Here is a 14,313-nt window from a genome sequence, read left to right as displayed (position 1 = left end):
GCTCAGTTGATCAGGGTTGCGATCGTCAGAGACCCCATAACCAGGACGACCAGCCCGAGCAGGAGCGGCCACATGAACCGGAGCCAGCGCTGGTAGGGCACACCGCCAATCGCGAGTGCTCCCATGACGACCGCAAAGGTCGGGTTGATGAGGTTCACCAGCCCGTTCGCCGACTGATAGGCGGTCACCACAAGCGAGCGGTCAACGTCCGAGAAATCGGCAAGCGGTGCCATGATTGGCATGCTCAAGACGGCAAGACCCGAGGACGATGGTACCAGGAAGGACAATCCAAGCTCTATCCCGAACATGGTGTTGATGAACCCGATGGGCCCGAGCCCGCTCAAGGCGCCTTCGCCCGCATGCAGGATCGTGTCCGTCATCTTGCCTGCGTCCATGATCACCACGATTCCGCGTGCAATGCCGATTATGAGCGCCACGCCGAGAAGGTCTTTCGCGCCCGCCATGAAGGCGTCGATAAAGCCCTCTTCACCCATCCAGGAGGCGACCCCGACAAGGATAGATGCAGCGATGAACAGGGCCGACATCTTGTCCATCCACCAGCCTTGCGAAGATACGCCCCATATCATGATGGCGAAGGTCGCAGCGAAAATGATCAGGGTCAGGATTTGTGATCGTGAGAGCGGCGCGTCCGGATCATGGCCGTCGCTCTTGAAGCGGGCAGCGATTTCGTTTTTCTTGTCGGCGATGATCGATTTGGAGGGATCTGCTCTCACCTTGACGGCGTAGCGCATCACGTAGGCCGAACAGATCGCCCAGCCTGTTACCAGAATGAAAACCCGCAGGGTCAGCCCGTCCGTAAACGCGATGCCAGCCGCGTTTGAAGCGATAACCGTGGCGAACGGGTTTATCGTCGAACCGAGGACGCCGATCCCCGCCCCGAGCAGGATAACGGCAACGGCGACGACGGCATCAAACCGGGCGGCCAGCATGACCGGTATCAGGAGCCCATAAAAGGCGAGCGATTCTTCGGCCATGCCATAGGTCGTGCCGCCAACAGCAAAGAAGGCCATAAGGATCGGGATCATCCAGATCTCTCGCCCCCTCAAGGCCGACATGCAGCGTTCGATTGCATGATCGATGGCGCCTGTCCGGGTCACAACGCCGAGAAATCCACCGATGATGATCACGAACAGCGCGACATCGATAGCCTGCGCTTGATTGCTGTCCGGGTTATAGAACCCGCCAATCGGTGCGAGAAATACATCGACAATCCCTTGCGGGTTGGCATCAACGGTTTCGTATGTCCCTGGAATCGGTACCTCACGGCCCAGTTCCGCATTCTCCGCTCGCTGATATTGCCCTGCCGGTACAATCCATGTCCCCAACGCAACGAGGGCAATGAGCGCGAACAGGATTGTATAGGCAGTTGGAAACTTGAAGCCCTTCGATGGGGCCTGTGCATCGTCCGTTTCAATTGAGTCTGACATGTTTTCAGCCCCTCTCCTAGAATGCGACGGATGCGTAGAGCATGAAGTGAGACCAGGTCTCATCACCGCCCGTAAATTGTTTGGCGCCGTCGCCCGGCACCATCACAGCGGCTGCCGCCGACAGGAACAAGCGATCGGTCGCCTGCCAGTCGAGGAAGATATCGACTTCGTCTCCGAACGCCTCATCGTCCACACCGATCTGGCCAGGTTCATCCAGAGTGAAATTGAGCCAGGAAGCGGTCAGCGACACGGTGTCAGTCAGCGTGGCAGAGCCTTTGACCATATGGGTTTTCTGGTTGGAGTTCCCGAAAATCCAGTTGCCCGTGATCTCACCCTGATACCATTGGCCGTAATCGGTGAAGCCGTAGGCGAGCGGTACGAATTCTTCATTTTGCGGCGTCGACGGATCATCGCCTGTGACGACGGCGTAGCGATAGGTGATTGTCGGCTCAAACGGCAAGCTATCGAGCTTGTAGCGGCCTTGAAGGTAGCCGCCTTGGCCCTCATAGAAACCGGCCCCTTCCTGCAGGGCGTACTCGCCAGAAAATGTTAACCGGTCAGAGACGTCAATCGCGGCGCGCACATCGTAGGTTTTCAGTTCCTCGGCTGTGTTTGCGGTGACCGGGTCATCAAAATGGGCAACTTCGACATAGGTTGCGCCAATTGAGGCGCGCTCGGAGATGTCATACTCGGCATTGACCCCGCCGACATGCGCCTTGATACCGGCCCGGCCCGGATTGTTGCCAAGCCAGAACCCTTCCAGCAGCAGATCTCCTTGCTTCAGGCGAACGAGGCCGCTGCTGCGCGACGCCGAACGGGCACCCAGGTAGAAGCCGCCTCGGTCGCCGCCATCACGGCCACCATCCTTGATCAGGAAGCCGGTACCAATTTCATAGTCAAAATCGCCGCCGATGACCTCGAAGAAATCATCTTCGCCAAGTTCTGCCTTCCAGCCGACATAGAGCTTTTCGAGCGTCGCCTTGCCGGGGTCGCTGATCCCGGCGGCGAAACCTTCTGCGCTCTCGCCGTATGTCTTCGTCCCGACAGCAGACAGGCCGGCTGACAATTCCCCCCCAAATACATTTTTCAATGTCAGGTACAGTTGCGGCTCAACTGCGAACTCCGCCCATGTGCTTGTATCGACACCGATGTTCGCTTCGGGCTCTCCAAACCAGGGATTGCTTTGCGCAAAAACGACTGTGGCTGCGTCGAGACCAACATCAATGGCGACAACGTCACTGTCGTAGAGATTGATCTGGGCCATGGCTGGAAGGGCCGCAACGCCGAGTCCAATAATTGACAGAAGCGCTGTTCTGCAGGCAGGGCCCCGGGGACAATGCGCACGCACGTGTGAGTGAGGCGTATACGTGTCGGCCTTGAGGTTTCTCATCATCGGTGTCTCCAATGCGCATGGGACCAAGCCTGCCGCAAATGGGAGCGATCAGCCTTTATGGTGATACGGCATGGACGCCACCTTCCCTCACTCATTACACCGGGAACTTACACAGCCGCCGTTTTTCAATACAGTTGAAACATTCAATACTGGCGGGTTTGCTCCGCTCTAGGGTCGGGTGATGACCAAGTTACCAGCTCCTAACTACACGCCCGCACTCGGCCCTCATGGTTCGATAGAACTTTATGATCGCGCCATTGCTCTCCTGACCCGTGAGAAAACATGGCGAGCCAGGCTGCTCGTCGCTTTGGCCCCCAGAGGCGGAGAGACAATCATCGATATCGGCGCGGGCACTGCGAGCATGGCGTGTCTGATCAAAACAACGCAGCCTGGCATTCGCATGATCGCAATTGATCCGGACCCCGACATACGAACGATCGCCGAAGCGAAAGCGGTAAGAGCTGGAGCCGCTATCGAATTCGTAACCGCGATGGGCGACAAAAAGATTGACCACATTGTCCGGCCGGGAAGCGCGGACAAGATTCTGATCAGCCTCGTGCTCCACCAGTGCCCGGTCTCTGTTAAAACAAGTATCCTCGCAAACGCTTTTCGCCTCCTCAAACCCGGTGGCGAGTTGCTGATCGCTGATTACGGTCGGCAGCGCTCAATACCGATGAAGCTTGCTTTCAACCTGGTCCGCCTGACCGATGGCTATGCCGACACCAGAGCCAACAAGGACGGCCGGCTGCCCGAATTCATGCGGGGTGCGGGATTTACGCATGCCAAAGAGCAGAGCGTCACGCTCACGCCGACCGGATAGATCTCCATCTATTCGGGCACCAAACCCTAGGCTCACTGCCAGGCGGTTTGGCGCCGCGACGTACCGATCTTGCAACGCACACGCCTCGGTCCACGCCATCACGGTTTCAATAGAGCGCCGATCCAATACCGAGGGCGGCATTGGTCTTCGCGATGGATTTTTGTGAATCTGTCGAAAGCCCTGTCAGCGCCCTGATCGCATCAATCGTTTCCGGGATGACGATCGCCTGATTGTCGACCATATAGGCATAAAAGAGTTCATTATTCTGAATCGTAACCAGGTCTTCCCAAAGAGCGACTTCGTATAGGTTGTCATTTGGACGTTTCAGGTCGGCCATGAGTTCCTTGACACTGTTTATACCCGTCAGTCCGTCGTCCAGTCTGACCATGGCGATACGCGTCGAAGAGTGAAATGCCGCCAATACCTCCTCTCGGTCGGCGGCGCGCGACAGTTCAACGTTCCAATAATGCAGATGCGCAAGTGTTTCCGGCACCTTGACCGCCATCGTCACGACATCGAAATCCGGATCGACGCTTTGGGCATCCGGGCCTTGATGGCTTGGAATGCTTTGTTCCGGGACTAGCGTGTTCATGATGCCGCTCTGATGGCTTTCCCAGGGATCGGTGGCGCGGCGCAAAAGCGTGCCGCGCGCCTTTTTGAGCAAACCTGCCCGTTTCAGCGCGCCGAGCGTTCGAACAATCGACGTCGTGTTGCAGGAGACAATCCGCGTTTCATATCTGCCCACAGCGCTGTCAAAATTCGATTCGGCGACGAATGAGTGCTCGGTAAGGGCGTGGGGTTCGCCACCTTGTACAATGAATCTGAGCCCCCGCTTTCGGAAGAGAGCAACATTTCCGGTTGCAACATGTTTCGGTGTGCAATCGACGACAATATCTGCCTCGTCCAGGAGGTCATCCAAATTGCCTGACAGTACTATACCCGCTTTGCTCATCGATGTGTGCGCCTTTGGGGTTGCCGCAAAGACTCGATAGCCTCGCTGGTTCGCGACACGCAGCCGCCAGTCAACAGATGTATCAGCGATGCCTGCCAGCTGCATATCGTCCTGGCGTGTCACGGCATCGGCAACGCGTTTGCCGATGACACCGTAACCGTTTACGGCGACCCGGATTGACTTGTCAGACATGCTCTTGCTCCTTCAGTGACAGATTTTTCTGCGTTGCGACCAGGTTTTGCGGCTCGCCCGCTAGATACGTCTTGATGTTCTTGATTGTGGTTTCGGCAATGCGGGCGATGGCTTCTCGCGTATTGAAAGCGGAGTGAGGTGTCACGATCACATTGGGCATTCGCAATAGAACCTGGTCGGCAACCAGGGTGCGCAGATCATCTCCGTCACAATCAACCGAACAGATCAGCTCTGCCTCTTCGCGAAGCATGGGTTCATCAGGCAGGACGTCAAGTCCGGCCGCCGCCACCTTTCCGCTCTTTAAAGCCTCGATGAGCGCATGGCTATCGACCACGTCGCCGCGCGCCGTGTTGATGATTACGACACCGTCCTTCATGCGCATGAAGGCGTCCGCAGATAGGAGATGACGGGTCTGAGGCGTGGACGGCACGTGCAGGGATATTATGTCTGCGGTCGTTAGGAGGTCGTCAAAAGTCCGATAAGAAAAGCCCTCGCGCGTCGCAAAATCGGAATCCGGCACGATGTCAAATGCACAAACATGCATGCCAAACCCGTGAGCAATGCGGACAACATGCCGCCCGATGGCGCCGGTGCCCACCAGGCCTAGTGTCTTACCGGCGAGATCGAAGCCCGTCAGTCCGGCAGGAGAGAATGGCCCTGAGCGAGCGCGCTCCACCGCCTCGAGCAAGCGATGGCTGAGTGCAAGGAGGAGGGCGAAGACATGTTCGGCGACGGTATTTTCGCCATAGACCGGCACATTGCAGACACGAATGCCGCGTTCGGCGCACAGGGCGGTGTCAATGTGGTCAAATCCTGTCGATCGCGTCGCGATCAATTTGAGCGCTGGCAGCTGATCCAGAACCGCACGATCGATGGCCGAATTTATGAAGGTGGAAACAATTTCGGCATCAACGAAGGCGCCGGCATTTCCGGCCGAGAGAGCTTCATCTGTCAGTCTCAGACTGTTGCCTGGCTTCAGACTGTCAAACGTTGCCGCGTCTCGCGGCTCTATTTCGAAAAACGCAATTTGCATCACTCTGAACCATGCTCCTCGATGGCGACAACCTGTACGAAACTGAAGCCGGGCCGCCGCGGATTCAGCGCGTTCTTTCGCAGAGGCAACCCAGGCGATCGGGGGCCTTCCCGGTGCGAACTGGCTCATTTGGCTCAAAGTAAATGACGGTTTTTTCCGACGCCTGTGCTCAGCATGTTTCATGAAAGACTAATACAGATACGCGGCAGTGGTCCGGCGCACTCATACGCAGACGAAATTCTTCACGAGGCATGATGCTGCGCAGAACTGATCACCAGCCCCCATCGCGGGAAAAGCGCTCTTGGTTTCATACAACGCGAATAGTTTGCGCTTGTCAGGATACCTTGATCTATTGACGGCCTGGCCAAGGGGTGAACCCCAACCAGACGTATCTGACTGTGTGGATAAAGCCCCTTTCATTCCAGATCCGAAGGCAGCCACCGCAGACGCCGGCCATCTGCCTGCCGATTCAAGCGCGTCGACACGGCATGCTGCGCTTGCCGTTTTCGCAGCCATGTCCATCGCTTTTATCTGGGTTAATTCTCCGGCTGTTGGGACCTACGATTTTATCCATCATACGCCTTTCTCGATTCAACTCGGAGAGGTCGGGCTGTCCAAACCACTTGTCGATTGGATCAATGAGGGCCTGATGGTCTTCTTCTTCTTTGCGGTCGGGCTCGAAATCAAACGAGAAGTTTTGGTCGGCGACCTTGCATCGCCGCGCAGGATCGCCCTTCCCGCGATTGGCGCACTGGGCGGTATGCTCGCCCCTGCTGCAATCTATCTGATGTTCAATGCGGGTAATCCGGACACCGAACATGGCTGGGCGGTACCGGTCGCGACCGATATTGTACTCGCACTCGCCGTCTTGTCGGTACTTGGTGCCCGCGTTCCGGCCAGTCTGAAAGTCTTCCTGATGGCGCTCGCCGTATTCGATGATTTCGGAACGCTGGCTGTCATCGCGCTCTTCTATACTGAGGGGGTGAGCCTCGTCTCGCTGACTATGGCTGGTTTCGGCCTTGCCGTCCTGATCGGGTTCAACCGAATGCGCATTTCAAATATGACGCCCTATGTCCTGATAGGCATATTTGTGTGGGTCGCGGTTCTGGAATCAGGCGTGCATGCGACCATTGCCGGTGTCCTCGTGGCCTGGACCATTCCGCTTACAATCAATGGGCGCCCCGTACTTGCGGTCATCGAAGCGGGCATGAAGCCATGGGTCGCTTATGGGGTTGTCCCGATCTTCGCCTTTTTCAACTCCGGCATTCACTTGGCGGGCATAACGCCATCCTCCCTGCTCGGACCCGCCAGCCTCGGCGCCGGGCTGGGCCTTTTCCTTGGCAAGCCGCTTGGTGTATTTGGTGCGGCCAGCCTGGCTGTCTGGAGTGGGTTAGGCAAACGACCTTTCGGCGTCAGCTGGCTGCATTTGCTCGGCGCGTCCTTTCTGGCGGGGGTTGGGTTTACAATCAGCCTGTTCGTGGCGGCGCTCGCATTCGATAGTCCAACCGCTTTGCAAGGGGTCACTTTGAGTGTGATCATCGGGTCCACGCTTTCGGCGGTGACCGGGCTTGGCCTGCTTGCTGCCGCCAGACAAAGGCTCCAGCCACTCAGACCCGATGAGACATTCGCTCGATGATAATGTTGCTGGTGCGCCCTTACTGGCCATTTGCGGCGATGCCAATCGTGTTGCCACCCAATTGGCGTCCCCACCGATGAAGACCTCGTACGGCTGAGCCGGATGCGGTCGCAGGCGTTCAAATCGACCACACAATCACCTGAAATATTTGGACCGCTTGCAAGCCAGGATACACCGACCTGCCAGCTGGGATAGAAACGATATCCGAATATTGGGCGCAATCCTGCAATGATTCCTTAGGTGGCGTCGCCTTCGACTTGGCACGTTCACTCCGAGGGCGCGAACGGCTGCGGTCCCAGCCTCGTGAGTGAGTCTAGAATGGGTCTCGCAATGTCGCGGAAGCGCCTGCGGGCTGGACGTCTTGTTTCGTTTAGCTGCAAAAAAACTGAAACGTGTAATGCGCGGCCAAGGTCTGCGTCTGTTCGTCTTGCAGTCCTATTGGCTGCGATGTGGCTCGGACGGCGAACCACATCACAATACAGGAAAGTTTAAGATGAACTCTCACCAAAGTCCCCGCCGGCAAACTTCCGATGGCTCAAGCCACTCCTCCCACACTTTACCCAAGGTCTTGACCTGCGTCATATCCAGCCTTGGGATTGGCCTGTTTGGCGTGGGACTAGGTGCAATCGTGGCACCTTATATCGCAGAAACCGCTGCGCTGATTGCCCTTCTCGGACTGACGGTTCACCTTGTCGCCTTGATCCGCAGCGTTCGCCACAGACGCCCAGGCATATCCGATCAGCAACTTTGGCTCACAGCAATCTATCTAAGCTGCTGGACCATACTGATCGTGCTCACTTTACGCCTGTTTAAGGTTTGGTTTTGATGGATCCTGGGCAATTGATACCTCATTGAAGGAATACGGAGCGGCCATGACGAGGCGTTCAAAGTTGACGAGAAAGAGTGATTGCGCGCGTCTTTCGCTGAATGTCGCGTCTGCTTGCGGGCGGCAAAGTCCAAAAAGCGCAAGGGGATTGGTTTGAGCCAGGATATCAGGGACCGACAATATCAGGCGGATTTGACGGTAATATCGTGCAGAATATCGCCGGCATGCGCAAAGTGATCGGCCGCATTTGAGAGGTGGCGATAAATTTCCCGACGCTTGAGCGTCTCCATGACAAAGGAAACCCCTTTCAGGACAGAGTCGCAGCTCGCCTTATCGTCCGGTTCGAGCAAAGGTCGTAAATCCTCACTGAGGTCCTTGCGTCGCGCCGCCAAATCGTTGGCATAATGCTGCGGGCTGAATAATTCGGCTATCGCTCGCCGATAGACTTTCTCAACGTGACGCTCGGTCTTGCGAACAGCGTTTGCGGCGCGTTCCGCTTCCCCCGGATTGGTTTTCAGAACACTGAATCCGCGTTGCAGTGATCTGGCGCCCTGCAGCAGCAAGTCAGCCATTTCAGCCATAGGCTTGTCGGGGCTCACTCCAAGAACATCCATCTCCCACACCGAGGTTTTGGCATAGTTGAGCCCATCATCGATAGCGGTAATCGCGCGGTAGATGTCTTCACGATCATAGGGCGTTGCGAAGGAACGGTTCAGTATATCGATGTTTCTTGCTTTCAAACTGTCGCCTTCGTGTTCGAGCTGGCGAACCCTGTCGGCAGCGGCTTGGTCCCCCGTCATCATGAATTCAGCAAAAACCTCCATCCCCTGCACGACGAGTTCACATTGATCATTGAGCAACTGATGAAAATCTGGCGTGCGCGGAAACAGTCCGTTCAAAATCCGAACAAGGCTCGGAGGACGCTTAACGTCACCTGGGCGTTTCGACATCATACTTCCTTTCTCGCGTGCCCCGAGGGCGTCCTGCTAAACGATTGCGCCAAGCGCTTGCATAAGAAGATACAGCGCGATCGATATCGCGGCTGCACCGGGCATGGTAATCAGCCAGGCGCCTATGATGTGCTGCGCCGTGCCCCAGCGGACCGACTTTGGACGCTCAGATGCACCGATGCCCATTATGGACGTGCTCACGACCTGAGTGGTTGAAACCGGCGCGCCCGTCATGGACGCGGCCAGAATCAGGCTTGCCGATGCAAGCTGGGCATCAAGCGCATGAATGGGTCTGACTTTGTAGATCCCGAAGCCGAGCGTTCGAACGATCCGCCAACCACCTGAAAACGTGCCCAAAGTGATGGAAGTTGCGCTTGCGAGGATCACCCAAATCGGCACGGTGAACTCTGCATTGACGCCGCTGATCACAAGTAACATGGCGATAATCCCCATCCCCTTTTGAGCGTCATTCGTACCATGAGAAAAGGCGAGCGCTGCGGTCGCCACCCATTGAAATCCGCGCAAGTTACGATTGACGGCCGGACGAGCGCCGCGCAGCGCAAATCTTACCAAGCGGTGGATAATCCAGCCGAACAGAAATCCGAGGACTGGCGAAATAAGCAGCGCACCCAGGACCTTGGTGACGCCGCTCACGCGCCCTGCGTTCAACTCGGACATCCCCCATACGACATGCTCTGGTCCGGCAGAAACCAGCACAGCCCCAACCAGACCGCCTACGAGCGCTTGAGAAGAGGATGCTGGCAGTCCGAACCACCAGGTAATTAAATTCCACCCGATTGCGCCCCCCAAGCCTGAAAGCACAATCGTGAGCGACGCGATATTCTGTAGATCAGTGACATCAATAAAGTTGCCGATCGTATTGGCAACGGCTGTTCCACCCAGAACAGGGCCAAGAAAGGTGAATACGGACACAAGTATCGCGGCTTGTATTGGCGTTGCTGCTCGCGAGGCGACAATTGTGGCAAGCATATTCGCGGCGTCCTGGAGGCCATTGGTATAATCATAGGCCAGCACGATCAGAATTCCGGCGATCAACAAGACAAGAGTGTTGGTCATCGACCCGCCCGCAGGATTTAAGAGACTGAAGACACAGCAGCTGCGCTGCGCACACGCCACAATCGCTTCCCTGTCGCGGGTTCGTTTGGCCGGGAGAGACAGCTCATTCTGCGGCAGTCAACCGGATCTGGCGATCGTCGCAAGATCTCGATTTGGTCAGGCCGAGATCTATGCGCGCCAGTGTCCGGCGAAGTCGCACAGCTTCTGGTGTATGGCCGTCCCCGCGACGTTCCAGCTTTGCCAGTTTCTCCCGGAAGATTGGCACATAGACCATGATGACTGGTCGCCCGTCACATTGATCCTGACTGTCTGTCATCTGGCGGCCTCCTGGTCGGCGATCGACGCGGAAAACGGATTGTCGCGTCTGCGATAGGGTGATCAACATCAAACGGATGCAAACGTTTGAGTTTACTCTGATATGATACGCATATGACGCGCGAGGCCCTCATACGTTACAGTTCCAACTGTTTGGACCGAGCTGCGGCCGCATCGAAAATCAGCCGAACGGGCTGCTCTGACATTTCCATGCTGGCAAGAGTCCGGGTCGAGAGTGCGCCCCTGTTCCAGGTTACAGCGTTTAGCATCGTGTGCTGGAAGACGAAGTGAATCATCGATGCAGGGCTGCAATGGTTTTCTTTGTGGCCTGCAAGACAATTGTTTCATCGGGAACGGCCAGGGCCTTGTCCGTCTCCGGACAATCAATCGATTTGATGATATGCCGGATCGTATTCAATCGCGCCTGGCGCTTGTCGTCGGTGTGAACGGCAAACCACGGCGCGTGCGTCAAGTCCGTACGACGCAGCATGTCATCGCGCGCAGCCGTATAGTCATCCCACTTTTCGAGTGCGACCGCATCAATCGGGCTTTTCTTCCATTGTTTGAGCGGATCTTTATCACGGTCTGCGAGGCGGCGCGACTGTTCAGGCTTGCTTATGTCGAGATAGTATTTGAGAATCTGGGTTCCGTCGCCAACCAGCATTTTTTCGAACGCGCCAACATTGTCATAAAACGCTTCAACCTGGTCATCACTGGCAAATCCCATGACCCGTTCCACCCCGGCGCGATTGTACCATGACCGATTGAACAGGACGATTTCTCCATCGGCTGGCAAATGCGACGCGTAGCGTTGGAAATACCAGCTCCGCGTGTCCCGGTCTGACGGCTTTCCAAGCGCAACGACGCGCGTCTCTCGCGGACTGAGATGTTCGGTGATCCGCTTGATGATGCCGTCTTTGCCAGCCGCATCCCGTCCTTCAAATATTATTAGTATACGATGGTTATGCGCTATTGCCCGTCGCTGAATTTTGACAAGCTCAATCTGCAGGTCACGCAAGTCATGTTTGTAGACTTTCTTGGAGCGTCCTGCCTCTTTTTTGTCATCTCTGGGCATTGGCGAACGGTCTTTCATCATTTACGGGCGACACCTGTCGAAGGGGGCCACGCGCGGGCTCAGTCCGATACAGATAGTCGCGTGTCAGCGGCACAGCATCCTGGCGTTTGGCGAGTTGAAGCTGGAAGACGTTGTGGACGCCATGCCGGAATGACAATTCACTGCACACGAGGTAGAAATCCCACATACGTACAAAGCGATCATCATAGAGCGCTTTGGCCTCGTCTGCTCGCGCGAGAAACCGTGATCGCCAGGCTTTGAGGGTTTCTGCATAGTGCAGGCGCAGGATTTCAACATCGAGGACCATCAGGCCGGCTTTTTCGATCGCAGGCAGGATTTCAGATAGCGCCGGTATGTAACCGCCTGGAAAAATGTGGCGGGCGATCCATGGATTCGTCGCTCCCGGTCCTGGGGTCCGCCCAATCGTGTGAATGAGCGCCGTGCCGTTATCTTTCAGGCACGTCGCAATCTGATCGAAATATTCGCGATAGTGCGGCACACCGACATGCTCAAACATGCCTACCGAGACGATACGGTCATAACGCCCGGTCAGATTGCGATAATCCTGAAGCTCGAACTCCACTCTGTCGCTGACGCCCATGTCGTCCGCGCGCTCGCGGGCAAGGCAATGCTGCTCGCATGACAGAGTGACCCCGTGAACACGGACATTTTCACGGCCGGCAAGATGTAAGGCCAGTCCGCCCCACCCGCATCCGATATCGAGCACAGTGTCGCCCGGTTTCAGGCACAGCTTGCGTGCGACATGATCTTTCTTGAAGCGTTGTGCATCGGCCAGAGACGTCTCCGGGTCAGGGAAGTAGGCGCATGAATACTGCATGTCCTCATCGAGGAAGAGGCGGTAAAGATCGTTGCCGATATCATAATGGTGCGCGACATTTCGAGCCGAGCGTGCGCGTGGATTGAACTGCGCGACCGCCCGAAACGTCTTTCTGAGGAATGCCGGTAGCGAGGCACTCGGGCTGCCATCAGACAATATATTCGTCCAGAAAATATCCAGCAGATCATAAAGGTCGCCCGCTTCCAGCACCAGCCCCCCCTCCATATAGGCCTCGCCGAGCTGCAGTTCCGGATCGAGCAGGATGCGGCGAAGCCATGCTTCCGATTTGATTGCGATACGGATCGGGCTAACGCAGTATGAGCCGAAGAGGGACGTCGCGCCATTTGGAAACGTGACTTCCAGGCATCCTTTGCGAATAGATCGGTCAAGCCGGCTCCTGGCGATTGCACTCCAAAGGCTCATTGGGAAAATCCTTCTCGTCTGGCGCAAGCGCAACGTCCGGCGCTCACCACATACTCTGATACGGGTAAGACGGCCCGGCCCCTGAACCATTACACTCAGGGCCCAGCGCCATATTAAAAGTGACCGAAAATCCGTTCGCGCTTGAGGGCGATTCTGGCGGCGTGCGTATCACACTCCTCAAGCCCCAATATACGTGGAACCGCTTACGAATATGACGTCCGACCCAAGCCCTTCAGAACGGCGCAAACGAGCCATTGAAGCTGCGCTCATCGAGTCGCATCAGGACATGTTTCGGTTTCTGAAGCGAAAATTGCGCAACGATGCGGATGCCAAGGATGTGCTGCAAGAATTCTATGTTAAGGCGCTGACCCGGTTTAATGATCTTAAAGATGAAGACCGGCTTCGAGGCTGGTTGTCTCAGATTCTTCGTTCGACAATCGCTGATCATTTTCGAGCAATGACGCGCTCAGACAAAGCGCTGGAAACCTATGCGGCAGAGGCTGCCCTCCTGTTCGATGATGATGAGATCGACTTTGTTATTTGCGCATGCCTATACAAAATGTTGCCGACACTGAATCCCGACTACGCGGATCTGATCTGGCGGGCTGACCTTATCGGTGAAGATCGCTCTGTGATTGCTCATGATCTCGGCCTGTCTGAGAATGCGCTTCGAGTGAAACTTCACCGCGCACGCCGGGCCATGCGCCAGCGCCTGGAACAAACCTGCCTGACCTGTATCGAACACGGCTATTTTCAATGCGCCTGTCCGGGCGCTGAAGACTTGCGAAAACGCGTTGAAGCGACCGCCTTGTCCATACCTCCGGGCCAGGTTGTTCCTTGATACGTTTTCGCAGCGGCGGGGTGTAACGCCGCTCCGGTTCGCGCGTCTTTGTTTTCAGGTCCGCAATAGGCGGTTTTTGCTTGTGCTCGCCGAGCCAGGACGAAATTGAAGAGAAGGAGATCGCCATGAACCGTGTCAAGAAAAGCGCCGTCCAAACGCCCAAAGCCAAAGTCAAACCGCCCGTCAAAAAGGGCTGTTGTTGCGCAGGCGGCTCGAAGCCGGGCCGAGGCAAGGAAAAATCGATGCCAGCGCTAAAAAGCGCTGGTGACGCAGCCTGACCCTTTCGTTCTCAATCGCCCCCTTACCGCGAAAGCCTCAAGCCATGCCAGATGATCAACGTATGACAGCTAAAAAACCCCGCAAAGCCAAACGCTCTGATCCCAAAAAGAAAGCGTCCAAGAGCGCCCGCCGGGCGCAATCAAGGCCGGAGTCCGCAAAGCCCATTCAAGCCTCGTCCCGGCCCAGCCTGCCAGACGCCGCTGCTTATGGGGTTG

General features: G+C 56.4%; 13 protein-coding genes. 4 read left to right on the top strand and 9 right to left on the bottom strand.

The features are described 5' to 3' along the window. Nucleotides 1-2 precede the first annotated feature (2 nt). Both Q1K29_RS16035 and Q1K29_RS16030 read right to left on the bottom strand, forming a co-directional pair. Nucleotides 3-1,448, bottom strand: coding sequence for a YfcC family protein (locus Q1K29_RS16035; RefSeq protein ID WP_119377437.1), 1,446 nt, complete (start codon nucleotides 1,446-1,448; stop codon nucleotides 3-5). 16 nt (nucleotides 1,449-1,464) lie between these two features. After that, nucleotides 1,465-2,712: a hypothetical protein gene (locus Q1K29_RS16030; RefSeq protein ID WP_045656391.1), complete on the bottom strand. Its 1,248-nt coding sequence runs from the start codon at nucleotides 2,710-2,712 to the stop codon at nucleotides 1,465-1,467. Between the two features lie 310 nt (nucleotides 2,713-3,022). Between Q1K29_RS16030 and Q1K29_RS16025 the strand changes: the two genes are divergently transcribed. Then, complete coding sequence (locus Q1K29_RS16025) at nucleotides 3,023-3,661, top strand: class I SAM-dependent methyltransferase (protein ID WP_300396106.1); 639 nt, start codon at nucleotides 3,023-3,025, stop codon at nucleotides 3,659-3,661. 106 nt (nucleotides 3,662-3,767) lie between these two features. Here the strand turns inward: Q1K29_RS16025 and Q1K29_RS16020 are convergent, their stop codons facing one another. Then, on the bottom strand, nucleotides 3,768-4,805 hold the full coding sequence (locus Q1K29_RS16020) for a type II glyceraldehyde-3-phosphate dehydrogenase (protein ID WP_119377439.1): 1,038 nt from the start codon (nucleotides 4,803-4,805) through the stop codon (nucleotides 3,768-3,770). After that, nucleotides 4,798-5,967: a hydroxyacid dehydrogenase gene (locus tag Q1K29_RS16015; RefSeq protein ID WP_233349726.1), complete on the bottom strand. Its 1,170-nt coding sequence runs from the start codon at nucleotides 5,965-5,967 to the stop codon at nucleotides 4,798-4,800. The genes Q1K29_RS16020 and Q1K29_RS16015 overlap by 8 nt, the downstream gene beginning before the upstream one ends. Before the next feature lie 271 nt (nucleotides 5,968-6,238). On the opposite strand from Q1K29_RS16015, the gene nhaA reads away from it, so the two are divergent. Continuing rightward, on the top strand, nucleotides 6,239-7,474 hold the full coding sequence (gene nhaA, locus Q1K29_RS16010; protein WP_233353208.1) for a Na+/H+ antiporter NhaA: 1,236 nt from the start codon (nucleotides 6,239-6,241) through the stop codon (nucleotides 7,472-7,474). A 1,008-nt stretch (nucleotides 7,475-8,482) separates the two neighbouring features. On the opposite strand, the gene Q1K29_RS16005 is transcribed toward nhaA, so the two are convergent. The 5 genes from Q1K29_RS16005 to Q1K29_RS15985 all read right to left on the bottom strand — a co-directional run bounded on the left by Q1K29_RS16005 (nucleotide 8,483) and on the right by Q1K29_RS15985 (nucleotide 12,978). After that, entirely contained in the window at nucleotides 8,483-9,253 is a 771-nt protein-coding gene (locus tag Q1K29_RS16005) for a DUF47 family protein (protein ID WP_233353209.1), read from the bottom strand. Nucleotides 9,254-9,286: 33 nt separating this feature from the next. Beyond that, nucleotides 9,287-10,327: an inorganic phosphate transporter gene (locus Q1K29_RS16000; RefSeq protein WP_119377440.1), complete on the bottom strand. Its 1,041-nt coding sequence runs from the start codon at nucleotides 10,325-10,327 to the stop codon at nucleotides 9,287-9,289. 103 nt (nucleotides 10,328-10,430) lie between these two features. Continuing rightward, nucleotides 10,431-10,643, bottom strand: coding sequence for a hypothetical protein (locus Q1K29_RS15995; RefSeq protein ID WP_035542146.1), 213 nt, complete (start codon nucleotides 10,641-10,643; stop codon nucleotides 10,431-10,433). Nucleotides 10,644-10,934: 291 nt separating this feature from the next. Next, complete coding sequence (gene ppk2 / locus Q1K29_RS15990; protein ID WP_119377441.1) at nucleotides 10,935-11,738, bottom strand: polyphosphate kinase 2; 804 nt, start codon at nucleotides 11,736-11,738, stop codon at nucleotides 10,935-10,937. Then, nucleotides 11,704-12,978, bottom strand: a complete 1,275-nt coding sequence (locus Q1K29_RS15985) for a cyclopropane-fatty-acyl-phospholipid synthase family protein (RefSeq protein ID WP_119377442.1) — start codon at nucleotides 12,976-12,978, stop codon at nucleotides 11,704-11,706. The genes ppk2 and Q1K29_RS15985 overlap by 35 nt, the downstream gene beginning before the upstream one ends. A gap of 211 nt (nucleotides 12,979-13,189) precedes the next feature. Between Q1K29_RS15985 and Q1K29_RS15980 the strand changes: the two genes are divergently transcribed. Then, complete coding sequence (locus tag Q1K29_RS15980; RefSeq protein WP_119405112.1) at nucleotides 13,190-13,819, top strand: sigma-70 family RNA polymerase sigma factor; 630 nt, start codon at nucleotides 13,190-13,192, stop codon at nucleotides 13,817-13,819. A gap of 125 nt (nucleotides 13,820-13,944) precedes the next feature. Then, the gene (locus Q1K29_RS15975; protein WP_158085701.1) at nucleotides 13,945-14,097 is read left to right on the top strand and encodes a hypothetical protein; all 153 of its coding nucleotides are present in this window, start codon (nucleotides 13,945-13,947) and stop codon (nucleotides 14,095-14,097) included. Nucleotides 14,098-14,313: the final 216 nt, after the last annotated feature.

Origin of the sequence: Henriciella sp., from assembly GCF_029937755.1 — a bacterium.
Classification (GTDB): domain Bacteria; phylum Pseudomonadota; class Alphaproteobacteria; order Caulobacterales; family Hyphomonadaceae; genus Henriciella.
Note: the sequence above shows the minus strand (reverse complement) of the source record. Positions and strands in the feature narration are given on the sequence as shown.

Bases quoted from the DNA above. Each gene is read 5' to 3' on its own strand.
- Q1K29_RS16025 (WP_300396106.1), top strand. From the start codon at position 3,023: ATGACCAAGTTACCAGCTCCTAACTACACGCCCGCACTCGGCCCTCAT.
- Q1K29_RS16000 (WP_119377440.1), bottom strand. From the start codon at position 10,327: ATGACCAACACTCTTGTCTTGTTGATCGCCGGAATTCTGATCGTGCTG.
- Q1K29_RS15980 (WP_119405112.1), top strand. From the start codon at position 13,190: ATGACGTCCGACCCAAGCCCTTCAGAACGGCGCAAACGAGCCATTGAA.
- Q1K29_RS15975 (WP_158085701.1), top strand. From the start codon at position 13,945: ATGAACCGTGTCAAGAAAAGCGCCGTCCAAACGCCCAAAGCCAAAGTC.
- Q1K29_RS16030 (WP_045656391.1), bottom strand. From the start codon at position 2,712: ATGGCCCAGATCAATCTCTACGACAGTGACGTTGTCGCCATTGATGTT.
- ppk2 (WP_119377441.1), bottom strand. From the start codon at position 11,738: ATGATGAAAGACCGTTCGCCAATGCCCAGAGATGACAAAAAAGAGGCA.
- Q1K29_RS15985 (WP_119377442.1), bottom strand. From the start codon at position 12,978: ATGAGCCTTTGGAGTGCAATCGCCAGGAGCCGGCTTGACCGATCTATT.
- Q1K29_RS15995 (WP_035542146.1), bottom strand. From the start codon at position 10,643: ATGACAGACAGTCAGGATCAATGTGACGGGCGACCAGTCATCATGGTC.
- Q1K29_RS16015 (WP_233349726.1), bottom strand. From the start codon at position 5,967: ATGAGCCAGTTCGCACCGGGAAGGCCCCCGATCGCCTGGGTTGCCTCT.
- Q1K29_RS16005 (WP_233353209.1), bottom strand. From the start codon at position 9,253: ATGATGTCGAAACGCCCAGGTGACGTTAAGCGTCCTCCGAGCCTTGTT.
- Q1K29_RS16035 (WP_119377437.1), bottom strand. From the start codon at position 1,448: ATGTCAGACTCAATTGAAACGGACGATGCACAGGCCCCATCGAAGGGC.
- Q1K29_RS16020 (WP_119377439.1), bottom strand. From the start codon at position 4,805: ATGTCTGACAAGTCAATCCGGGTCGCCGTAAACGGTTACGGTGTCATC.